This is a genomic window from Chthoniobacterales bacterium, assembly GCA_035274845.1.
GTDB lineage: Bacteria > Verrucomicrobiota > Verrucomicrobiia > Chthoniobacterales > UBA10450 > AV80.
Window position 1 is genome coordinate 193163 of record DATENU010000009.1, and the last position, 22468, is coordinate 215630.

The 22468-nt window shown below is 58.4% G+C and carries 22 protein-coding genes; 11 read left to right on the forward strand and 11 right to left on the reverse strand.

The features are described from left to right. Positions 1-156 precede the first annotated feature (156 nt). Positions 157-4362 carry an RHS repeat-associated core domain-containing protein gene (locus VJU77_04475; protein HKP02600.1) on the forward strand — a complete coding sequence of 1402 codons (4206 nt, stop codon included), beginning with the start codon at positions 157-159 and terminating at the stop codon, positions 4360-4362. A 90-nt stretch (positions 4363-4452) separates the two neighbouring features. Here VJU77_04475 and VJU77_04480 read toward each other — a convergent pair whose 3' ends face one another. From VJU77_04480 to VJU77_04495, 4 genes are all read right to left on the reverse strand, one after another. Further along, a complete protein-coding gene (locus VJU77_04480) occupies positions 4453-5190 on the reverse strand; it encodes a lysozyme inhibitor LprI family protein (protein HKP02601.1) in 738 nt (245 codons plus the stop codon). Positions 5191-5258: 68 nt separating this feature from the next. Continuing rightward, on the reverse strand, positions 5259-5459 hold the full coding sequence (locus tag VJU77_04485) for a helix-turn-helix transcriptional regulator (protein HKP02602.1): 201 nt from the start codon (positions 5457-5459) through the stop codon (positions 5259-5261). Beyond that, positions 5456-5869, reverse strand: coding sequence for a hypothetical protein (locus VJU77_04490; GenBank protein ID HKP02603.1), 414 nt, complete (start codon positions 5867-5869; stop codon positions 5456-5458). The genes VJU77_04485 and VJU77_04490 overlap by 4 nt, the downstream gene beginning before the upstream one ends. 13 nt (positions 5870-5882) lie before the next feature. Continuing rightward, entirely contained in the window at positions 5883-6140 is a 258-nt protein-coding gene (locus tag VJU77_04495; protein ID HKP02604.1) for a hypothetical protein, read from the reverse strand. Positions 6141-6343: 203 nt separating this feature from the next. Between VJU77_04495 and VJU77_04500 the strand changes: the two genes are divergently transcribed. The 5 genes from VJU77_04500 (at position 6344) to VJU77_04520 (ending at position 10915) form a co-directional block, all read left to right on the forward strand. Next, positions 6344-7771: a glycosyltransferase family 2 protein gene (locus tag VJU77_04500; GenBank protein HKP02605.1), complete on the forward strand. Its 1428-nt coding sequence runs from the start codon at positions 6344-6346 to the stop codon at positions 7769-7771. A 56-nt stretch (positions 7772-7827) separates the two neighbouring features. Next, positions 7828-8406, forward strand: a complete 579-nt coding sequence (locus VJU77_04505) for a dTDP-4-dehydrorhamnose 3,5-epimerase family protein (protein HKP02606.1) — start codon at positions 7828-7830, stop codon at positions 8404-8406. Between the two features lie 200 nt (positions 8407-8606). Continuing rightward, positions 8607-9743, forward strand: a complete 1137-nt coding sequence (locus VJU77_04510; protein ID HKP02607.1) for a hypothetical protein — start codon at positions 8607-8609, stop codon at positions 9741-9743. A 122-nt stretch (positions 9744-9865) separates the two neighbouring features. Beyond that, on the forward strand, positions 9866-10606 hold the full coding sequence (locus VJU77_04515) for a hypothetical protein (GenBank protein ID HKP02608.1): 741 nt from the start codon (positions 9866-9868) through the stop codon (positions 10604-10606). 93 nt (positions 10607-10699) lie between these two features. Continuing rightward, positions 10700-10915 carry a hypothetical protein gene (locus tag VJU77_04520; GenBank protein HKP02609.1) on the forward strand — a complete coding sequence of 72 codons (216 nt, stop codon included), beginning with the start codon at positions 10700-10702 and terminating at the stop codon, positions 10913-10915. Positions 10916-10945: 30 nt separating this feature from the next. Here the strand turns inward: VJU77_04520 and VJU77_04525 are convergent, their stop codons facing one another. Further along, entirely contained in the window at positions 10946-11830 is an 885-nt protein-coding gene (locus VJU77_04525; GenBank protein HKP02610.1) for a LysR substrate-binding domain-containing protein, read from the reverse strand. Positions 11831-12109: 279 nt separating this feature from the next. On the opposite strand from VJU77_04525, the gene VJU77_04530 reads away from it, so the two are divergent. The 5 genes from VJU77_04530 (at position 12110) to VJU77_04550 (ending at position 17177) form a co-directional block, all read left to right on the forward strand. Continuing rightward, positions 12110-12403, forward strand: coding sequence for a UvrD-helicase domain-containing protein (locus VJU77_04530; GenBank protein ID HKP02611.1), 294 nt, complete (start codon positions 12110-12112; stop codon positions 12401-12403). A gap of 86 nt (positions 12404-12489) precedes the next feature. Then, positions 12490-12822, forward strand: a complete 333-nt coding sequence (locus VJU77_04535; protein HKP02612.1) for a hypothetical protein — start codon at positions 12490-12492, stop codon at positions 12820-12822. Next, a complete protein-coding gene (locus tag VJU77_04540; protein ID HKP02613.1) occupies positions 12819-13604 on the forward strand; it encodes a hypothetical protein in 786 nt (261 codons plus the stop codon). Before VJU77_04535 ends, VJU77_04540 begins: the two co-directional genes overlap by 4 nt. Positions 13605-13735: 131 nt before the next feature. Next, on the forward strand, positions 13736-15745 hold the full coding sequence (locus VJU77_04545) for a UvrD-helicase domain-containing protein (GenBank protein ID HKP02614.1): 2010 nt from the start codon (positions 13736-13738) through the stop codon (positions 15743-15745). 127 nt (positions 15746-15872) lie between these two features. Further along, positions 15873-17177 carry a DNA cytosine methyltransferase gene (locus VJU77_04550; protein ID HKP02615.1) on the forward strand — a complete coding sequence of 435 codons (1305 nt, stop codon included), beginning with the start codon at positions 15873-15875 and terminating at the stop codon, positions 17175-17177. Here the strand turns inward: VJU77_04550 and VJU77_04555 are convergent. The 6 genes from VJU77_04555 to VJU77_04580 all read right to left on the reverse strand — a co-directional run bounded on the left by VJU77_04555 (position 17174) and on the right by VJU77_04580 (position 22418). Beyond that, positions 17174-19240, reverse strand: coding sequence for a DNA/RNA helicase domain-containing protein (locus tag VJU77_04555; protein ID HKP02616.1), 2067 nt, complete (start codon positions 19238-19240; stop codon positions 17174-17176). The genes VJU77_04550 and VJU77_04555 overlap by 4 nt on opposite strands. A 6-nt stretch (positions 19241-19246) precedes the next feature. Then, positions 19247-19489: a helix-turn-helix transcriptional regulator gene (locus VJU77_04560; protein ID HKP02617.1), complete on the reverse strand. Its 243-nt coding sequence runs from the start codon at positions 19487-19489 to the stop codon at positions 19247-19249. A 616-nt stretch (positions 19490-20105) separates the two neighbouring features. After that, a complete protein-coding gene (locus tag VJU77_04565; GenBank protein ID HKP02618.1) occupies positions 20106-21326 on the reverse strand; it encodes a hypothetical protein in 1221 nt (406 codons plus the stop codon). Positions 21327-21742: 416 nt separating this feature from the next. Next, positions 21743-21952, reverse strand: coding sequence for an addiction module protein (locus VJU77_04570; protein ID HKP02619.1), 210 nt, complete (start codon positions 21950-21952; stop codon positions 21743-21745). 2 nt (positions 21953-21954) lie between these two features. Beyond that, entirely contained in the window at positions 21955-22167 is a 213-nt protein-coding gene (locus VJU77_04575; protein HKP02620.1) for a type II toxin-antitoxin system HicB family antitoxin, read from the reverse strand. Beyond that, entirely contained in the window at positions 22164-22418 is a 255-nt protein-coding gene (locus tag VJU77_04580) for a type II toxin-antitoxin system HicA family toxin (GenBank protein HKP02621.1), read from the reverse strand. The genes VJU77_04575 and VJU77_04580 overlap by 4 nt, the downstream gene beginning before the upstream one ends. Positions 22419-22468: the final 50 nt, after the last annotated feature.

Sequence of the window (22468 nt, forward strand, 5' to 3'; positions counted from 1 at the left end):
TCTCCTAAACCTCAGAACCTCCTCTTCACTCCCACACTCGGCGTCTGCTGTACCATCATGAAAATCGATTCCACTTGCTTCGTATCCCAACTGCAACTCCTATGCGGACGAGTGCGCAGGTCGCTGCTCGCAGTCTGCTTGTTAGTCGCGGGCGCCATGGCCGTTGCGCCCACCGCCAAGGCGGACGTCGCATGTTACGCCCATAAGAGCACAAATTGCGGGGTCTTCCTCGCATGGGATGGCGTCGTTCTCGACGATATCACCATCAACGTTGCTCCGGGCGTGCCTTCGGGACGTTATTCCGCAGGGCTGTTGGCAACCAATAGCGCATGGCTCCAAGGGTATTACGAAATGGTCGTCGTTAATGTTAACCCGGATGGAACCTGGTCGGGCGGTCTTAGCCCCGGGGCGGGGGTTAGCTACGGCAATGGCGTAAACGGGTGGCAATTCTACAGCGTCACCGTCGGTGGCACAGCTGTCACTGTGACTGGCGACCTCCCGTATCTCGGCGGATACCCTTGCGACGGCAACACCGCGGGAAACGTACAACACGGCAAAATTCAGATCACGATCGGTACTCCACCTCCACCGTGCCTGCCTCGGGATCCATATCCCACCTGCGATGCTCCAAAGATCGGCGGCAATGCACCGACCTGTAGCAGCTGCGGCGGAGCTGGCGGTTCCGACAGCAAATCAACTTTGCCCTCCATGGCTCAGTACCGCATTCATTCGAGGCTGGTTAGTCTAAATATTCAGGGCAGGCCGCTTCGGTATTCCTCGGCCTACGGCCCGTCCGTTGATTTCACGGTCACGTACAACCAAAGAGATAATGAGCAGCCCGCCACGTTCAGTTACTCAAACCTCGGGCCAAAGTGGACATTTGGCTGGCTCTCGTACGTTACCGACTCACCAAGCTCACAGTTGGCGCTGACGCCGGTTTATCGTTCGGGGGGCGGCGCCGAAGTGTTTGCCTACGACGCGATCTCGCAGTCGTTTATCAACGACGCTCGCAGCCATGCGGCCCTTGTAAAGACCGGGCCGGCTAGTTATGAGCGCCGCTTGCCCGACGGCTCCAAAGAAGTCTTCGGCTTGAGCAACGGTGCGTCTTCGTATCCGCGCCGAGTCTTTATGACGCAGATCGTTGATCCGGCCGGGAATACTACGAACATCGGATACGACGCCAGCTTCCGTGTGACGACGATTACGGATGCGCTTAACCAGGTCACGACCGTTTCCTACGAGTTGGCCGGTGATCCACTCAAGGTCACGAAAGTCACCGATCCATTTGGTCGTTTCGCCACCTTCGAATACACGAATGGCAAGCTTACGAGAATTACCGACGAAATTGGTATTCAGTCGCAGTTCACTTATGCGGCCGGGACGGATTCAGTTGATTCGCTAACTACCCCTTACGGAACGACGACTTTCGTTACCGGCGAGAACGGGACCAATCGGTGGATCGAGGCTACCGATCCACTTGGTAAAGAGCGCGTCGAGTATCGAGACAACGCTCCGGGAATCACCGCCAGCGATTCGGCAGCGCCGGCCGCTTCGGGTATCACGAACGCCGGACTCGACGTCGCCAACACCTTTTATTGGGACAAGAAAGCGATGCAGGTAGCGCCGGGCGACTATACCAAGGCACAGGTCATCCACTGGCTCTATCAAGACGAGTGCAGCGTGTCCGACGTAATTTCGAGTGAGAAAATGCCACTCGAAAACCGCCTCTGGTATACGTACCCGGGCCAGCCCGATTATCAGCACGTCGGCACATCAACAAATCCCTCGCAAACGGCTCGTGTGCTCGGTGACGGCACCACTCAGCTCAACCAGTTCGAATACAATAGCATCGGCAAGACGACGAAGACGACCGATCCGGTCGGCCGGGTCATGAGCTATATTTACGGCACCAACAACATCGATCTGTTGGAGATTCGCCAGACCCGCGGGACCAATAACGAGCTCCAACGCAAGTTCACTTACAATACGCTTCACGAGCCGCTCACGGACGCCGACGCGGCGGGCCAGGTCACGACCTTTACCTATAACGCACAGGGACAAATGTTGACGCGGGCTAACGCCAAAAACGAGACAACGACGTATGCCTACGGCGGCACAGTTCCGACTGGTTGCCTCGCCTCCATCACCAGCCCAGCCTTCAACGGGGCGTCAGCCGTCACCACATTCATCTACGACAGCTTCAAAAGGGTCCGCACTATCACCGACAGCGACGGCTACGCAATATCTACGGATTACGACAATCTCGATCGGAAGACGAAGGTCACTTTTCCGGATACAACCTACGAGGAATTTAGGTACACCGACAACGGTACCGGCGTGATGAAGCTCGATTTGACCGCCAGCCGGGATCGGCGCGGCCGGTGGACGTATCGCCACTATAACGCCAACCAGAAAATGGATTCGATCACAGACCCGGCCAATCGCACCACCCTGTACGGCTGGTGTAACTGCGGTGCGCTCACGAGTATTACTGATCCGAAAAACCAGACCACGGCCTTCAACCGCGACTTGCAAAGCCGAGTTTACGAAAAGGTGTTCCAGGATGGGACTAAAATTACCTACCTGTACGAAGGCCAGACCGCATCCAACATCGTCGGTGCGACCAGCCGCTTGAAGTCGTTTACGGACGGGAAAAATCAGCGGACGAATTACAGCTATTTTGCCGATAACACTTTGCAAGGTGTTAACTACACCGACACCGCAGGCCAATCACTTAGCCCATCAACGCCTTCCGTCACGTACGCGTACGATCCCAACTATAAACGCGTCAGCACGATGACCGATGGTACGGGCGTCACGAACTACGTTTACAATCCGATTACTGTCCCGCCCGGCCTCGGCGCAGGTCAACTCGGAAGCATAGACGGTCCGCTGGCGAACGACACGGTTGTGTTCGGGTATGATGAGCTTGGCCGCACCCTAAATCAGTCCATCAATGGCGCGGCAAACCCAATGGCCGTCACCTTCGATACCCTCGGTCGAGTTCAGACCGAAACAAACAATCTCGGCACATTTGATCCCACGTACGTCGGCGTGACTAACCGGGTCCAAACCCTAGCCTACCCAAACGGCCAAAGCACTGTTTTTGCTTATCTCGTCAACGGCGGAGACAAGCAGCTTCAAACGCTGCAGAACCTCCGGCCCAACGCCAGCAGCTTGTCGAAATTCGATTATGTCTACGACGCGGGGCACATGATCACGCGCTGGGCTAAGCAGAACGATTCCGCGGCGACCGAGTATCTTTATTTGACGTATGATCCGACGGACCAGTTGGTGCAATGGAGTAATGTCCAGTCGTTTAGATGGGGCGGAATTACACAAACCTACGAATACGACCCTGCGGGAAACCGCCTCGTTGACGATTACAATATTGTCGGGGCATTTGGCGAAGGAGGCGGGGAAGATCGCAAAGACGCAACCTTTAACAATTTGAACGAGCTTATTGCCGTTACTGGCTATGGTTTCCAACAAGCTGGGGGACCCGGCCCGATTGTGTGGCCAGGCGAAGAACCGCCCGCGCCGCAGTCCGATGCCTACAGTTACGATCTAAACGGTAATCTGATCGCGCGCACGTACTGGCAGGGCGGTGGCAACACGTTTGAATGGGATGCGGCGAATAGACTAATCGCAATCACTTATACTGGTAACTCCAACCGGACGGAATTGACTTACGACGGTGCGAGCCATTGCACCAAGATCGTGGAAAAGGCCGGCACCACCGTCACAAGCACGAAACAGTTTGTCTGGCTCGGCCATCAGATCGCCGAGGAACGCGATGCCAATAACGTCACCACGCGTCGCTATTACAGCGACGGCGAGCAACGCATCGGCGGCTCGGATGCGGGCATTTATTACTACAGCAAGGACCATCTCGGCAGCATTCGCGAAATGACCGACGTGGCCGGGACGCTCCGAGCACGGTACAATTACGATCCGTTTGGCAACTGGGACAAAGTCTCAGGCGACCTGAATGTTGACTTCGGTTACACCGGCCATTTTCGCCATTCCGCCAGCCACCTCTACTTTGCGCCCTTCCGTACCTACGACCCCACCATCGGACGCTGGATTAATCGCGATCCCATTGGCGAAGGAGGCGGGTTAAATCTATACAGTTATGTTGGGAACTCACCTAACAATCGGGTGGACCCGTTGGGACTGATTGAAACATGGCCCGGTCCAGCATCTCGGGAGATAAACACGCTACCGAAATTACCGGTCATTGGCATTCCCGGGAGAAAAGTGCATCCTCCGTTTGTTCCAGACATGATGCTTCCGAGCGGCGGCTGTGGCGTGGCATATGAAGCGTGGAGCAGGTTCCTCGAAATGGCGGGCCAGCACTGAAACGCTACATCCCTAGTCCGATCGTGTCCCGGCAAGTTTAGAGCCTCGGAGCTCTTAATGCGCGAATGCGAGTCAGGCGGGCGGGTCGTCTTACTTTTCTTCCATCCCTCCCGCTTCCGCCGCTTTCTTCACTTCGGCTTTCCGCTTGTCGCCCAATTCCGCGGCCTTGCAGTAATCGCCATCGAAATAAGCGCGCGTCCCGTGATAGTAGCTCGTTTGCGCGCCGATGATCTCGAGGACAGTGCCGCGCGACACGAATGCCAGGTTCGTTTCCTCCGTTTTCGTATTCTCGCGCCCCTTGTCGCTGAACCAGCCGAGAGGCGAGTTCCAGGTCGCAATTCCGGCGAGCGACCCGGTGTGATAGGTCGGCCCGCGCACCACCTCGACCACAAAGAACAGCTTCTCCTTCTCCTGCACGATCTCGACCGTCCCGCCGAAGCTGTCGACCCAGAGTCCGGTCAGCGAATCGCTTTCATTCTTTGTTCGGCCACGCAGCCAGTCGGCCCTGCTTTGGGTCAGTTCCGCCGCGGCTTCATAATACGCCGCCGTCTGTTTTCCCTCCGGTTCGCTATTGTCCCGGTTCGCTGCGCGCGCCTGGCCTTCCCGGTATTTCAGCCAATTGCGCTGCTTGACCTGCAACTCGGCGAACTCGGATTCCTCCAGGGTCTTCTTCGCGACCGCCCATGCCTCATTCAACGCCTTGTCCGCCTTCACAAACGCCGCTTTCGCTTCCGCCAGCGTCTTCGGCTTCTCTTCCGCCACCGCGGCCAACGCCGGCAACGCCAGCGCGACGGCCAGGTTCAACCATCGATTTCTCCACGTCCTCATCGCCTTCATCGACGTTTCAATTCCGATCTCTTGCCGTATCTGCGGCCGTAACCCGGTGGTTCGGTCTGCTACTTCCCGGCGTCGTCCTTAAAAATCGCCTCGATCCGCTGTCCGAACAGCCGCGCGATCTTGAACGCCAACGACAGGCTCGGCTCGTAACGCTCCGTCTCAACCGCGTTCACTGTCTGCCGCGAAACCTCGAGCCGCGCCGCCAGGTCCGCTTGCGACCAGCCTCGTTCGGCGCGCAATTCCCGGAGCCGATTCGTCATCGATACCGCCGCCAGGAAATCACCACGCCGATCAGATAAAAGAGCGGCAGGTAATACCAGACATCGCCGTAGCTCCAGTGCTTTGCCGACAACAGATGGCCGCGTTCCATCAGTCCGAGCGTCATCAGAAGCAGAATCGCGAGCGGGAAGGCGAAGGCCAGCGCTTCGAGGTGCACCCGCCGGTGGAGCTCGTCGAGATTGCGCAGATGCGCGATGAAACGGAAAACGAAAAATCCAAACGGCGCCACCGGAATCAACGCGACCGCCACCTGCATTCCGGTGGAAAGCACCAGATACTTTTGGAGCAGCAACGCTATCAGATAACTGCCCACCCAGAGAGCGGTCGGCACCAGGGGGATGTCGCCTGGTCCTTTTTCGCAAAGGGACGACGAATCGGAGTCTTGTTTCATATTGGGTGATGGGTTAACGAACGGGATCGGCACGTCGGCTGATCTCCTCGCGAGATTTTCGCGATCGAACGACGAAATACCGAACAAGCAGACCCACCGGGACCGCCTGGCCCAGTCCGAGCGCGATTTGGAACCCGCGGCCAGGCGCGAAATATTTCTGGAGCAACGCTTCCCCAAAACAGGCGACCACCGCCAGCGCCGTGGCGATTACCGGGAAATCCCGCCAGGCCAAAGTGCACACCAGCGGGTTCGACTTGGAATGCTCACTCATGCCGATGGGATAATCACTGGCTTGCCATATGTCAAGCATGCTTTACACTCCCCCCTGGTCTCGCTGGGTCAGACGACAGGTAGCCTCCTATCCATTTCTTACATCGGCGACATCCGCGTAATCCGCGGTGGAATGGTCCCGCACGCCGCATCGCCTGCATTTCAGCCTTTCAGTGTATCAGCATTTCAGTGTTTCATTTACCCATGGGATCGCCCGCGATTTCGATTGTGATCGCCACCTACAATCGGAGCCGTGCGCTCGTCCACGCGATCGAGAGTGTTCTCCGGCAGACGCTCACGGATTGGGAGCTGATTGTCGTGGGCGACGCGTGTACCGATGACACCGCCGAGGTTGTCGCGCGATTTGCCAGCGCGGATCCGCGGGTGCGATTCGTCAACCTGGAGTCCCATTGGGGTGAGCAAAGCGCGCCTAACAACGTCGGGCGCGCCCTGGCGCGGGCTCCCTTGATTGCTTACCTCAGCCACGATGATATCTGGCTGCCGCATCACCTCAAAGCGTGCAGCGAAGCGCTCGCGATCACGGGAGCCGATCTCGTCCTGGGCACGGCCGCCCGCATCTCGTTCGCGGGAGACAGGCTCGCCTTTGATTCGTTGCACGTGCTCCTGCAGGGATTGGGCGAAGGTAATCGCTGGTCGCCCGCGGACCTCGACGCCAGCGTAGCGGTCGCTTCGTGCTGGCTGATCCGAGTCGAGGTGCTGGACAAGATCGGCGGTTGGCGAATGAGCCAGAAGGAACGGGCGGAGCCGTCCCAGGCGCTGCTCTTCCAGCTCTGGCGCCGCGGTTTTCATATTCACACCCTGAACGACCTGACGTTGATCGTCATACCTGCCGGACATCGGGCCAACGCGTACTTGCAACGGGAAACTCCGGAGCACGACTGGATCGCGGAGCACATTGGTGATCCTTCCTTTGCCTGCGAATTCGCCGCGCGCATTCCGGCCACCAATGCCTTTGCCGCGCGCCGATGGCCGCGCCGGCCGCCGTATTGGCGACGCGTGCTTTCCGGCCTGCTGGCCCACCTCGGGATAAATCCGCGGGGGCTGACGATGGCCATGCGCCATGGTTGGAAGCGCGGCGCTAATCTGCGCTACCTGCGCGAGCGCGCGGGCCTTGAGCCGACCGGCGCCCCGGGCGCTGCTCCTTCCCTCCGCGCCGAGGCCGTGCGGCGCGCCTGCCGCACCACGATTGGAACGCCGATGAATTTCGGCGCCGGGGCTGGCGGAGTACGTTACCTGGCGGGCGGATGGTCAGTTCCCGAAGCCGACGGCTGCTGGAGCGACGGCCCGTCCGCGGACCTTATGTTCGATGTCGGCAACCCGCCCACAAGCAACCTGCGATTTGATTTTTCGTTCAGCGTTTTCCAAAGGCCGCCGGGCGCGCCTCGCGAGGTCGTCATCGAGACCGTCCGCGGCGATCCCATTGGCCGATGGACGCTCTCGGAGCCAGGCGGCAACTGGAGCATCGTCGTCCCGGCGTCCGCGTGGATCGGGTCTCGAATCGGCCTGCGCCTTCGCTTTGCCGAAACAATTTCCCCAAAGCAACTTGGTCTCTCCGATGATCCGAGGGCGCTCGGCATTAAGTTGCAACAGATCTGCATCAGCCCGCCCTAGCATTTCTCCCTGCGGCTGTGATAGTTTGTCCACCGGGTTCTCTTCATCCCGAGGAAATGATTCGACTTCAACACGCTAACGCCCGCTTGCCAATTGATGGTTGTGCCGTCGTGCCGGCGAAGCCGAACCCCGACGCGCGCGGCTGCCTTTACGAAATCTACCGCGCGGAATGGCCCGGCACGTTCCCAACGGTCCAGTGGAACGCCTGCGTCTCAAAGGCAGGCGTCGTTCGGGGCGTGCACGTCCACGTCGATTATCAAGAATACTACACGCTGCTCGCCGGACGCGGGCTCCTCGGGATCCACGATATCCGCTGCGACTCGCCCACCTTCGGGCGGAGCGCGACGATCGATTGGCGGGCGGAAGACCGTTGTGCAGTCACCATCCCCTGCGGGGTGGCGCATGTCCTCTGGTTTATCGAGGACTCCGTTCTCGCTTTCGGGCTGAGCAGTTATTGGAGCGCCGCCCTCGATGTGGTCGGCTGCCGCTGGGATGATCCTGCGCTCGGCTTCGAGATCCCCGAGGGCGCTAAATCACTGTCCGAACGGGACGACGAATCCGGCAGTTACGCCGAGATGGTCCAAAACTACGAGTCCCTCGTCGCGCAACACGCTAAACAGACAGCGGTAATTTAAGATTTCAGATTTGGGCGACTTCGTCGTCCTTCCGCAATCTGCCGTTTCGACCCGCTCAAGGCCCTGAGTCTATCGAAGGGCAATCGCCATTCTGAAATCTGCAATGACGGCGCTCTGCGCCGTCCGCGCTGGCCTGTAAGCTGCTAAAAATGCGCGCCATGGTTCCCGTCGTCGCCTTTCTATCCCAGGGTAAATTACATTTGAGCAACGGGCCCAATGGCTCGCGGGTCGTCCCCAGTGCCTTTGGTGAAACCGTGCGCGAACGGGCCCTGCGGATGCAGCAAAAGAACGCCTGGAAAACCCAGGGTTCCGGCGCCCAATTCATGGGCGGCGGCATGCTCTGGGGCGCGCGCAACCGCGACCCACTGGAGATGCGGATCGAGGTCACGGGCCTGACGCGTGGCGAAAAGCCCTCCGATCTCATTTATTCCCTCGATACCGATGACCTCGCCGGCGTCTTCCTGCTTCGCGATTTTGGGGCCGAGGAACAGCGGCTTTTTCATTGCACCGAGCGGCGGGTGCTCGACCTGAACAGCAATCCCTCGGAGTCTCGCCTCGCTTGCGCGGTGAAGTATCGCAATGGCGTTTGGAATATCGGCGTCATGGCCATGGACGGTTCCGGACTCAGCGAAGCCACCGAAGGCGACTCGGTCGATCGCGCGCCGAGCTGGATCCCAGGCCGGCCGGACGAGATCGTTTTTCAATCCGCCGGCGTCGGCCGCGACCGCAACGGCGTAGCGATCGGGCTCGGCCCCTTTCATCTCGAGACCCTGAACATTATTTCGGGAGAAATGACCTGTCTTGCCGACGATCCAAAACACGACCTGCTCGCGCCGCGTTTCGATCAGGCAGGGAATCTTTTCTTTATCCGCCGTCCCCACCGTTCGCTTACCGAACGTCCCAGCCTCGGACGCGGTCTGCTCGATTTCATCCTGGCCCCATTTCGGATCCTGATGGCCATTTATCACTGGCTGAATTTTTTCAGCGTTCGTAACAGCGGCCAGCCGCTCAGAACCCAGAGCGGCGGCGCCGGGCGACGCCAGATGGACCTCAAGAAAATGGTGATCTACGGCAACCTGATCAACGTCGAGCGCATCCTCGAGAAAGAGGCCGAGGAAGAATCGCCCAGTCTGGTTCCGAAAACCTGGGAGCTCGTTTGTCAGTCCCCGACCGGTGAGGAATCGGTGATTGCTCGTGGCGTGCTCGCCTTCGATCTCGCTCCTGATGGGACAATCATCCATACGAATGGCAGCGCCGTTTTTCGTGAAAGCCTCGACCGGAAAAGCGAACGATTGATCGAAAGCCAGTTCATCGAACACGTCGTCGCCTGCGCCTGACCAGGCCCTCGTCTTCGCCCTTCCTTCTCAATTCCCTTACACGCCTGCCACGCCGTAGCCTTGGCGAAGGCGGGTCACTGGCCCCGGGCATCCGGGGCATACTCCCTGCTAAAATCCCAGCCATGCAAACTGATCCCTCCTTCACCATGTCAGAAAACCAGGCGCTCCTCGTGGTCTGCGCCCGGAAGAAGATTCGCAACGCCGCTATCCTCGGAGTCATCTGGGGCGGCATTAACCTGGTCCTCGGGTCCTATCTCATGCAGGTCAATCCACTGAATGTCGGCCTCGTCCTTCTCGGCCTGATGATGCTCGCGACCGGCGTCGTCGGGTTACGCAAGCCTTCGCTTCATTGCCTGCTCGCGGAGGGTTTCGTCGCTGCGCTTTTGTTTATCTGGAATATTGGAATCACCGTCCTGAACGCCATGGCCGGCGCCAAGGACTTCGGCGGCCACGGCCTGATCTGGCCGGCCATCGCCGCGGCGGTTTTCTTCCAGCAATATCGCCGGCTCGGGCATCTCAAGGAATCGATGAGCGCCATGGCCCACGAGACCGTGAAAGAAGCCACCGACCTCTGCAAAAACCTGTTCAAGGCGAAGCTGAAAGATTCCCCCGATATCGCCGAAGCCTCCGCGCGCCAGTGCCGGATGCGTCTGATGAGCGATGCCGTCTTTTGCGTGCAGCGAAATCTCGCCACCGCCTTTTACATGAAACGCGACCAGGTCCAGCAATGCATCCCCGACCTGAACCGGAAGCGCCTTCGCATGGTCGTCCGGCACCCGCTCGGCAAGCTCACCTACGCCTTCGACAAAAAGAATTCCGACAAGATCAAAGGCTGGCTCGGCGGGGGCCTTCTTCCTTCTTAATTCCTACTTCTTACTTTCCTCCATAGGCTCCGCCTATGGCGCCCATCGGCAACAAGTATTACCAAGCGCATGCCGACTGCTTTCTTGTTAGGCATGCAAACATTAACACTGAGCAGCAATGGTACAAACGGTCAGCTGCCTTATTCGAAAACCTCCATGCGCCTGCGGGCCTTTCGCTTCCTGAGCGACCGCTTCGTGCAGCGCGAGCGGCCGAGTGTCGCCGCCGAGTATTTTCTTTTCGCTCTGATCGTCATAACCTCCACGTGGTCAATCCTTTCCCTCGTTCACGCGATGCGGGTTAACCTGTAGGAATCGAAAATCGAGAATCGAGATTCGAAATTAACTTAAGAAGGCGGCCGCGGCTTCCTCACGGAATGCCGCGGCCGCTTTGCTTTCCACCCGGAGCGGGTTCCGCAACAGGACGAGCTCCCGCGTCGGCACCGGTTTGGCGAAAGGCACTGCCACGCAGCCCTTTACGAACTCGGTCGTGGCCATCATCCCCGGAACCACCGTCACCCCCAGCCCCGCCGCGACCATTCTCGCGATCGTGACCAATTGCGCCCCGCGCAGGACCAGCACCGGCTTTAAGTGATTCGCGACCAGGAACTGGCGAACGCTGATCGTCATCGAATGCTCGTCATGCAGCAGCAGAAACTTTTCGTCGGCCAGTTCGCTCCACTTCACGCTCTTCCGGCGCGCGAGCCAGTGCTTTTCCGGCACGAGAAGGAGAAGCGGCTCCCGGCCGAGCGAATGGCGCGCCAGGTTTGGGATGTCCTTGCTCCCTGACGCAATCACCAGGTCCAGCGTCCCATCTTCGAGCCGCTGGGCCAGCTTCTCCGTCGTGTCCTCGAACAGCTCGAACGTGACTTTGGGATACGCCTGCTGAAAGCGCCCGATCAGTTTCGGCAAAATATAGAGCGCGATCGACGGAATCGCACCGACCGACAACGGCCCCGCGACCTCAGCCTCCAGCGCGATCACCGCCCGCCGGGCATCCGCGATCGCGGTCAAAATCACTCTCGCGTACGGCAACAGAATCCGCCCGCCCTCGGTCAGCACCACCGACCTCGGCAGCCGATCGAACAGTTGCCGGCCCAGCTCTTCCTCCAACTTATGGATCTGCTGGCTGAGCGACGGCTGCGACACATGTTCCCTCTCCGCCGCCGCCGAGAACCCGCCCTCTTCCGCGACCGCTACGAAGTACCTAAGCTGATGAATCTCCATTGGGTGCTGCAGAACGTCCGCCGGGACGCTCGGTTTGTCTAAACGTCAGCCTGCGCGTTGTAGCGTCCGCTGTCACCAGCGGACGACTTCTGCGCTGAGACAGCGCACCCTGCAACGCCTTCAGCATTCCCATCCGCGACATCCGAGCCTGCCACGCCATAGCTTTGGCGACGGCGGGTAATCCGCGGTTGTTTTTCTGCCGACTTCACACGTCACTCGCTTGCCTAGCCGTAGCCTAGCGCGAAGGCTGGTCACTTGTCACACGTCACTGGCTCCGCAATGCGCTTTCGTCTCTTCGATCTCAATGATGCCCAGCGCGACGCCGTCACCACGATCGACGGGCCGCTCCTGATCCTCGCCGGCGCCGGCACCGGCAAGACCCGCGTCATCACCGCCCGCGCCGCTTACCTTATCGCGCAGGGAGTCGATCCCGGCGCCGAAATTTTCTTTTTTCGCGTTCGGAGATGTCTATCCTCGCCACCGCCGGCGCGTACTCACGCGAATGGAGAAACGGTCTGCGACAGGTGCCGCAGCACGCGAAAAGTCTTGCAGCCCATGCGCGCGGCTTCGTAAGATGACGGCGACGTGAGTTCCTCCCATCACATCTCCATTCCGAGCAGCCATGATGTATCAGGGACTCGCTCAGAAGAAGAGAAGTAATGGCAAAAAATGAATCCCGCAAAATTGCTCCCTCTACCCTCCAGGAAGATCGCGACGCCTTCGCAGCGCTGAAGAACATCCCAGACTATGGGCCTGCTAACACCGACTACACAGTCGCGAAGATCGCGACGTTGCAAACGGCGCCGTTGCAAAAACGTGATTTTGAAACCCAGGAGCAAGCTGAATTCCTCGGTGTCCGCGACGACGCGACTGCAGGCGACTGGACCTTGATCGCGGAACGGCTCTGGAATCGGACCCTATATTTGAAGATACGCCAAGGAAAATGTCCGCCTTTAGGACAAAGCTTCGTCAATTTCGGTTGCGTCTTATGAAACCTAAATCGTCACGCATAACCAAATATTTATTTTTCCGGAAGCTGGAGCCAGTGATGAACCTACTAAGTAGATTCTTCTTAGCAGAGGTTGCGTTTACGTTTCTTCCGCTGGCCGTTATTGCTATTCTTCGAGTATCTCTTGGTAAGTTTGAGTCTTCTTTTTTCCTAGATCCTGAGTGGGCCTTTGCTGCAATTATTTTGTATGGGCTGGCGATGACTCGGGTTCTTGAGCTGAAAATATTGTACCAGAGAGACTCATCCGAGAGCGTATTCGCTTTGATGCGGTTGTGTATTTTGGGCCTTATCGCCGCAGTTGTGAGTCTGGCGCTTACACAAATGAATGCTGCAGGTCTCGCTGTTTCACAGGAAGCGATGTTGACGCTGCAATTCGTCGTTCTTTTTGTTGGGCTTATGCTCCTTTTTCTTTCCCACTGGGAGAGAGAGCAGTTTGCTCAGCGGCAAATCATACTTCCGGACAATTTAGATCTTGTCACATACTTCAACTTCATTGAAAGGGATATTCGCGCGACGCGAGATGAGGTCGATGAGCTGTCTTTTCGTATGGCGAAGAGAAACAGCTTATCGTTTGATTGCTCGGAACAAAGGACCGATTTTGCGAATGTCGTTCGTCGACAGACTCGCGATATCGATAGCCTACTTAATGATCTCGACGGCTGTTTGAAGTCTTTGCACACAATACGGGACAGTTGGAAAGCCGATGATGAAGGTGGCGAGCCAAATGCGACCGTGGACGCTGATCCAGTAAGCGCAAATCCGTAGGTAGCGGACCCTTCTGTCGAAGGGAAAAGACGACAGGACAAGGAGGGCGAGGCTCTAATCGCGATCGATCTCGTCCGCTCTCAAAAACGCGCTGGAGTTTTCCGCGCGGGACACGACAGTGCGCGCTTCGCATGGCGCGCTTCCGTCTCTTCGATCTCAATGACGCCCAGCGCGACGCCGTCACCACCATCGACGGGCCGCTCCTGATCCTCGCCGGCGCCGGCACCGGCAAGACCCGCGTGATCACCGCCCGCGCCGCTTACCTCATCGCGCAGGGAGTCGATCCCGGCGCCGTTCTCGCGGTCACCTTTACGAACAAAGCCGCCACCGAGATGCGCGAACGCCTCGCCCGGATGGTCGACCCCGCCGCGGCGAAGCAGGTCACGATGTCCACCTTTCACGCCCTCTGCCTCCGTATCCTGCGCAGCGGCATCGCCCGCCTCGGTTACAAAAACAACTTCAGCATTTACGACGAAGGCGATCAGCTCGGCCTGGTCAAAAAGCTGATCACCCGCACCGCCGCGCGCGACGAGAAACTGGATCCGAACATCGCGAAGGCCATGATCAGCAAGGTCAAGAACTCGTCGATGCAGGACGCGCTCGGCGACACCCTCATCGGCGAAGTGGCCCGCCGTTACGACGCCGAATTGAAACGCGTGAATGCCGTCGATTTCGACGATCTCCTTTTGCTCGCGGTGCGTCTGCTCCGCGACCACGAGGAAGTCCGCGCCCGCTGGCGCGCAAAATTTCGTTATCTCATGATCGACGAGTTCCAGGACACGAACCGCCTCCAACTCGATCTCGTCACTCTGCTGGCCGACGAACGGCGAAATGTCGCGGTCGTGGGCGACGACGACCAGTCGATCTACGGCTGGCGCGGCGCCGAAGTCTCGAACATTCTCGAGTTCGAGCGACACTTCCCGAACCCGAAAGTCGTCAAGCTCGAGCAAAATTACCGGAGTACGAACGCGATCCTCGGCAGCGCGAACTCGCTCATCAGGAATAATCCGCGCCGCCGCCCAAAGAAACTTTGGAGCGCGAGCGAAAGCGGCGGCCAGGTCCGGCTCATCGCCTGCCCGACCGATCGCGAGGAAGCGCAGTTCGTCGCCGAAGAAATTCAGCGCCGCAATTTCAGCGAGTCCGACACCTGGGAAGGTTTCGCCGTTCTCTTTCGGATGAACGCGCAATCGCGTTTGCTCGAGGAAAACTTCCGTCGCCTCCAGATCCCGTATCGGATTGTGGGCGGGAAGAGCTTCTTCGACCGGCGCGAAGTGAAAGACGTTCTCGCCTACATGAGCGTGGTCGCCAATCCCAACGACGACGCCAGCCTGCTCCGCATCATCAACACGCCCGCGCGCGGCATCAGCCCGGCGACCGTCGAGACCGCGCTCGAGTCGAGCGTGAAACACCGCCGCAGCGTCTGGCAGGCGTTGCAGTCAGGCGAGGTGCGCGGCGACCTGAGCGCGAAGACCGCCGCGAACGTCGCGCGGTTTGTCCAATTGATCGACGATTGCCAGACCTCGCTCGCGCAACCGCGCGCCGACGCCGCCGGTTTGATTCGCAGGCTGCTCGACGAAGTCGGTTACGCCGCCGAACTGCGCCGCAACTGCAAGTCGCCCGACGAAGCCGACATCCGGGAAAACAACGTGGCCGACGTCCTCCGCGACCTCGAGCAATTCACCCGGCGCTCTACCAAGGGCTTGCGCGGTTTTCTCGATGAAGTCGTCCTGGACCAGGAGCGGGAAGAAGAAAAAGAGGACGACCTCGACAAAAAACGCGGTGTCACCCTGATCACCATGCACGCCGCCAAAGGCCTCGAGTTCCCGCACGTCTACGTCGTGGGCCTGGAGGAAGGAATTCTGCCCCACGACCGCTCCAAAGCCGAAGGCACCCTCGACGAAGAACGCCGTCTCCTCTACGTCGCCATCACCCGCGCCATGCGCTCCCTCACCCTGACCCATTGCCACTTCCGAACGAAGTTCGGCAGCGCCGTTTCCTGCCAGCCCAGCTCCTTCCTCAAAGAACTCGCCCCCGAGTTCCTCGACCACGTAAACCTCCAAAAACTCCTCAGCGCCCCCGTTGCTCAACTCACCGCCAAAAGTCGTTTCGCGCAAATGCGCGCCGCCCTTGAGTCTCCTTGATCGTCCTTCTTAATTTTTACTTGCTTCGGTGCCCCCGTCACCGAACCGACCACTCGCGCCGTTGTGATGTGACTCATCTCCGTAGACACGGCGCCGACTGATCCTTTAGACTGGTGTCGCCCCCCCAATGAGTTCACAAAGTGATTCTCCCCAACTTATCTCGTTTCATAAGGTCGGCGAAAACCGCGGTAGTCCACGTCTTTGGCTGGAATCTCGTCGACTCGAAACATTAGGGTTTTCGGCGGGCACCGCCTTTGTCATCGAACCTCGCACGCGCGGCGTGTGCCTGCGAACATCACAAGAGGGCACGCATCACGTCGCACAACGTCGGGCAGCCGGCGGTGTGCGCCCCATTATCGATGTCGTGAATCGATCGCTGCTCGCGTCACTCGCAAGATGGGGAGAAGTGAAAATCGCTGGGGCAACCGGGCTCATTAATGTCACGCCGTCCGTCCGCGCGTTTACAATCCACCGACAATGCAGCTCAATCGCACCATGGCGGACGTTGGAGGTCTTTGCCGGCGGCGGTACGCTCTCAGCCGCAATCGGAGCGCATCGGGACTTTCGCCTCGTGGCAGGGGTCGAAATCGAGCCTCGCTTCGCGGATGTCTGGCAGGCTTCGCATCGCGACGCGTTGCTCATTCAAGCCGACGTGCGACGGATTCATCCGAGGGAGTATCCCGCGCACGAGGTCCTCGTGGCCGCGATCCCTTGCACGAGCCATTCGCCGCTCGGGCGCGCAAAGAAATCGCTCGGGCAAAAGCCTGAGCTTGGCGATACAGGCGACCTCTTCTTGTGCATCGCCGCACTTGTCGCGACGCACCTTCCGCTCGCGTGCGTATTCGAGAACGTGCCGTCATTTGGTTCTTCCCTAGCGGGCCAAACACTGGCACATCATCTCCAACAGCTCGGCTACCACATCACCCAAACCATTCTTGATCCCCACAAGGAATGGGCGGAACCACAAGATCGACGGCGCTGGCTGATGGTGGCGACGTTGGTTCCAGACTTCACACTTCAGCCACCAAACGTTCCGTTCGATCAGGATCTTTCCGATATCCTTGATCCACCGAGTGAATGCGATCGCGGCGAGGCTGAGAGGATTGCCGGAAGCATTGCCGCTCTCCGCCGTCATCGTGAACGGCACCGTGCCCTCGGACACGGATTTGGTTTTACGACAATCACCGCTCAGTCATCGCGCGTACCGACTATCGTTCGATCCTACCACAAGATTAACGTCGGCCCCTTTGTTGAGACGGCGTTCGGTCCGCGTCTTCTCCGTAAACACGAAGTCGAGAAATTAATGGGCTGCACAATCGCGTGCGAGCACTACGCAACTGCGATCGAGATTCTCGGCCAAGGGGTGCAAACGCGAGTGTTCAGCGAGGTGCTCACCCAACTTGCCGCATTTCTACGTACCGTCCGGCGCTAAACTCGTGTGGCGCCGCATTTCACTAGAAAATTCGCCGTTGAATCAAACACGACGGGCTCGCGCGTTTGATCACGTTCGTCACCGCGTGGCACGAAGATCACAACGCCGATCCGGCCACGCGTCAACAGGACGCGATACTTGTTCCGTGCGAACTCCTGCTTCTCTTGCAACTTCTCAAAATACCAGCGCGGTGGTTTACGCGCAGGTGTTCGAACGCGGCGAGATTCCCAGTTTGCCCCGCCAGGCCTCACGACAAAATCCCCGCCCCAACAAATACCGCACCAATCAAGTTCCAACCCCTGACACTCGAACTCCGTCGCTGAAACTTCAAGCTGGCTTGAACTGCGGATGTCGCCGACTGGGCGGAGAAACCAATCCGGCCAGTTGACGCCGCCTCGGAAACCTGGCGACACTTCGATGCCATCCGCGCGGAGGCGCAAGGCCCCGGAGCTTGCGAGCAACCCTGCCCGTAGATCTTCTCCTGCATACTTGCGGAGGAGATCCTTCGCCGTCGACAGGTCCCGCGTAATCCAAATCGGATACTCGCCGAGTGTCTCTGCGACTGTGCGCGCTTCGTCCACGTTGCCGGCAATGACGAGGTTCACCCACTCCGCATATTTTTCTGCCCGGTAGCTGCGCTTTGCGATAGCGAGATGCAATGCGGGTTTTTCGGTCGCAGACGAGGGCATTTGCCCCTCAGCAAAAAGCCGCACTCTCGCAGCGGCACCCTCAACACCGAGCGCCTCAGGCGGCAGCCACACCTTCCAGTTCGTTGAGCGACGGGCGAGGGCCTGGCCCCATTCGGCAAGTCCTGCTTCGCCATCATGAATCTCTTGGCCGCTGCCGACGAGCGCGACAACCATGCACCAATCGCATCTTTCCATGAGGGCCAACAATAAATCCGGCTCGGATTCGCCGTGCCCCAGAACCTCTTCAACCTGCTCCTTGCTTAGGTTGCGACGCCGTTGCCGTTTCGCTAAACCATCGCGAAGCTTCTTTGCGCTCCATACCCTCTGCGCTTCGTCGAAGACGACGACGTTGTAGGGAGGCGCGGACCCACTCGCAGTGAGCGTTGCCAGTGCGAAATCGTGAACATTTTTCACAGGCGTGCTCGCATCATGAGCGACCTCGCGCCGCATCTTCGCACCTTTTGTGCGATTCATTACCAGAGCGGCTTGGAGCACATCGAGTAATGGCTGATTCCCGCTCGCGAAGCACACTGGGCCGCCCGCGCTTTCAATCATTTCTTGCCGATATGCAGCGTTTAGCCCCACTAATGTTTTTCCGGCGCCCGGCACACCGGTGACGAAGCAAATTATCCGCACGTTTTCCTCTCGCGCGGTCTTAACAGCCTCGTGCAAGCACTCGAGCGCGATGTCCGTGTTGTCGGCGTGAGCGTGGCTGATCTCCCGCACATCGTGGCCCTCGAAAAGCCGGCGCGCGCATTCGACAACGGATGGAGTTGGAGCGGAAACCGAAGCGTCCCAACGCGGAGCGTCGAAGCTCCAACGACCTTTTTCCCTGAGTGCGAGAATAGCTAAATCGATTGCGGGTACGAGTGTCGCGGCACCACAGCAAACCGTGTCCAGAATCACCCCGCATCGATCGCCGAATTTCAAAGGCGAATTAGCGACAAGGCGAGGTGCATTCGTTGCAACAAGGATCGGCGCAATCGGCACTCCGCGACTCTCTCGGTGGAAATCGCGCAGGTTCCAGCAGTACTCTTGAAGTTGCCAACGATCCGCGCTCTCAAAAGCATCAGCGCCAACTTTGAATTCGATGGCGACAAGGCCGGCGTCGGTCAGGAGGACGCAATCGAGACGTTTGCGGCGCCCGGCAATCTCGTATTCGAGCAAAACGCTCCATTTTTCGGCGTTCATTTGCGTGAGGCCGAGAGTTCGCAAAGCCGACTGCAAGCACGTCCACTGTTCGAGCCACGCTTCGTGCTGGTCTGGCTTCAACTCGAAGCCTGCTGCTGCTGCGCCGCCAGTCAGCTTCAACATCCCAGCGTCAACCGGCGTCTGGAAAAACTCAGCGACGGTCGCCCGGAAGAAAGCTGGCATCGTCGTTCACTTCTCGATCCCGAGCAGCCACTCGACAGGAACGCCCAGGGCCTTCGACAGAGCTTTCAATTCGTAGTCGAGAACACTCCGAATGCCCGATTCAATCTTTGATACTCCCGCGCGATCAATCGTTACCCCCAAGGCAGCGAGTTGTCCCGACAGCTCGTCCTGCGTTAGGGAAGGCTTTCGCTTGGCGCGGGCATCACGGACGCGATCGCCAATAATGTTCAGCGGCTTCGGTGCAGACATCTTGCCGCGGAAGCTACCAGGCCTGCCAAGCACGCCGTGTTCTAGTTTAGAACATCGCTATTACACGCCAAAGAGCCGGGCAGGGTTTGGCAACCTAAGTTTGAGCGCGGTGTCGCGTGTGATCGGCTCGTCACGCGAACGGTGCGCGAAGCTTACTGGCGCGTGGTGCGGATTTGGGAATGTCAGCTCAGCGCAAAGAAGGCAGAGCGAACAATTGGTCGAATCGAGCGAGCATTATGCATAATGCTCCCCAAAAGCGGAAACATGAAGCTAGCGGCCCGAAAGCGCCGCGGTTAGCGTTTAGACGCCCTGCTTCAACGGCGAAGGCGTTCCTTCAGTTGATCAATCGTGGAAAATTGCACTTCACCGGCCTCAACCTTCGCCTCCCGGGCGGCGAGAACTTGAACATGCCACACGGCGATTCGATCTTCTCCGGATCTTTTGAAAGCGAGGCCCACAGCCACTCCATCGCTTCGAGCCGTTCTGCCGTGCTCAGCCGCGATCCTTCCTCTTTCAGTTCAAGCACGCTCACAAACGGATCTTGTCAGACACGGCGCGAGCGCTCAAGGAGTTCGACCGGTTCAAGCCAACACGGTCGCGATGCGGATTGTGTGATCTACTCGTAGTACCAGCGAACGCGCATAGTTTGCAGCGAGGAATTGAAAGTAACGCTCGCTCGAGAAGACGGACGAAACGCCTCCTCATCATCCTCATTTCTGATAGGGGCGCCAAACTCTGTTTCCCACGCCCCTTTTGATTGGGTAATGAGCCGAAAATAGCGCTCGGTAACACCGACCTTTTTGAGTGGATCGATTCCCTCTCTCGATACTTCAACAATCTTAACCTTTCCTTTTGACGAACCCTCCGTCCCAACCACCACTCTGAAATAACCTCCGAAATACAACCATTCTTTTCCGAGGTTATCAGTATCATCGGATTCAGGCTTCCCGAATTTCCCGAGAACATCCTCTTCACTGGCGCCATAGGATAAGCCCGCAAATTTGTCCAACCGATGATCGCTTTCATCACCTGCTACAGGCGATCCGGAGGGCTTCGGTCCCGACGGGCGCGTGATTCGTTCGCTCCTGCCCCCAAGAAGCTGCTCGATCTCATCCGCACTCCAGTCATAAATCTTATTGCGATTGACCTGAAAGGCCTGTTCAGGTGAGCCGAACTTTGCCTGTGATCCGGCGAGTAATCCGGCAGAGACAGCTTCGTATCGCTGTTTCGGCGTCCCGTGGTGTTGGGGAGAATTGAAGATGTAATCGCCCAAGTCGTACCCCATTTTTTTCGCGATGCTGCTGATTCGCTCGATCTCCCCGTAAAGCCCCCCCTTTTCCAGCGCGTCCTTTTGCTCTTTTAGGCGCATACCTACCCAATACCCCCCGAGCATATCGGCCTGTAATTCCAAACGCGGCCCGCCCGTGATTTGTTTCCCTCGCTCTTTTAGGATGCGAAACTGAAACTCGTGAGAATATTCGTGTGCAACGACGAATCCTCCAGCTTGAAAAGCGAACCCTTGCCCACTGCGCGCCGTCAGTTGGTCGATCAATGGCTGGCCCAGATAAACTTCACCCGAAGGCTCAGCAAAAGCGTTCATCGCATCGCACAGATAAACTTCACTCTGAACTCCTAAGCGGTGTTGCCACAGCTTCTCTTCGGCCAAAAGCCGCACGCAAGACACGTTGGCCGGCGGCAGCCTGTACGATCGAATGTTCCCGCCGCCCATGCCGGCGCTGAGCGACAGGCAACCGACCTGATCGTCGGCAAGAACTTCCGAGAACGCCACGGCCGAAACCAGCGCTGCGACAAGGACGTTGGGGGTAATTGATATCACGCGTTCTCTGACGCCTTCCGCATCTCATTCAGCACCGCATTTGCCCGCGCAACAAGCGCAAAATTGAAGACTGTCAGCGCTGCCGATTACGGCCGGATATTCCCGGACGTGCTTATCCGTATCGCCGCGATCGCTTGAGCAGTGACGAGTGACCCACCACGGCGGGTTCGTCTGAATGCGAACGTGTGACCCGCCTCCGCAATGGCTTCGGCGTGGCAGGCGAGTGTGACGTGAGGTCGGAGGGGAAACGACCGCGGATTACACGGATGTCACGGATGGGAGGGAGTTTAGGGTGGACTGATCGGCCGCTCGTGCCTCCTCAAAAGGGAGCCAGTGACCTGCCTTCGCGGAAGCTTCGGCGTGGCAGGTGAGTGACGTGTGACAATTGAAGAGAGCGCACTCATTGACAACCTGCTTCAACGGCGAAGGCGTTTCTTTAGTTGGTCGATCGTGAGAAATTGTGCTTCGCCCGCGTCCACCTTCGCCTGGCGTCCAGCGAGGACCCTAACGTGCCATGCCGGTGATTCAACCTGCGTGGGATCTTTGGACAGGGCCGCCCAAAGCAATTCCATCGCTTCCAAGCGCTCTGGAGTGCTGAGGCGGAACACCTCCGTTTTCAGATTCACCGCTAGACGTGGGCGAGTTTGCCCCGTGGCTCGGGAATCGGCCGGCCAAGTTTACGCGCAGTTTCGATCCATTCCGCAATGACGACCTCGGCGTTTGCCACGGCTTCCGCGTAGGTTTGGCCATCTGCCAGGCATCCGGGCAGCTCCGGAACTTCCACAACGAAACTATCGTCGTCTTTGCTCCAGTAAATGATCAGCTCGTAGCGCGTTGTCATTCGACGTCGATCTTATACTTCAAAAGCACTTCACGCACCTGTTTTACTTGATACGGCTTGGCCTTGCCGTTGCGCGGCTGGACGTTGATGATCTCCACGACTCCCTCCCGAAAGTAGATTCGGTGACTTCCTTTGCCCCAGCGCATTTGAAAGCCCGCTCGCTCCAGGATGTAACAAAGATCCGCGAAGTCGAAATTCTTGTCCGATGTGCCACCAAGAATCTTTGCGACAAGTTTTTCCGCTTTGCTCATGGGGGAGCAGATTGGCGGCGCCTAGAAATTAGCGCACGCAGTCGTCATTT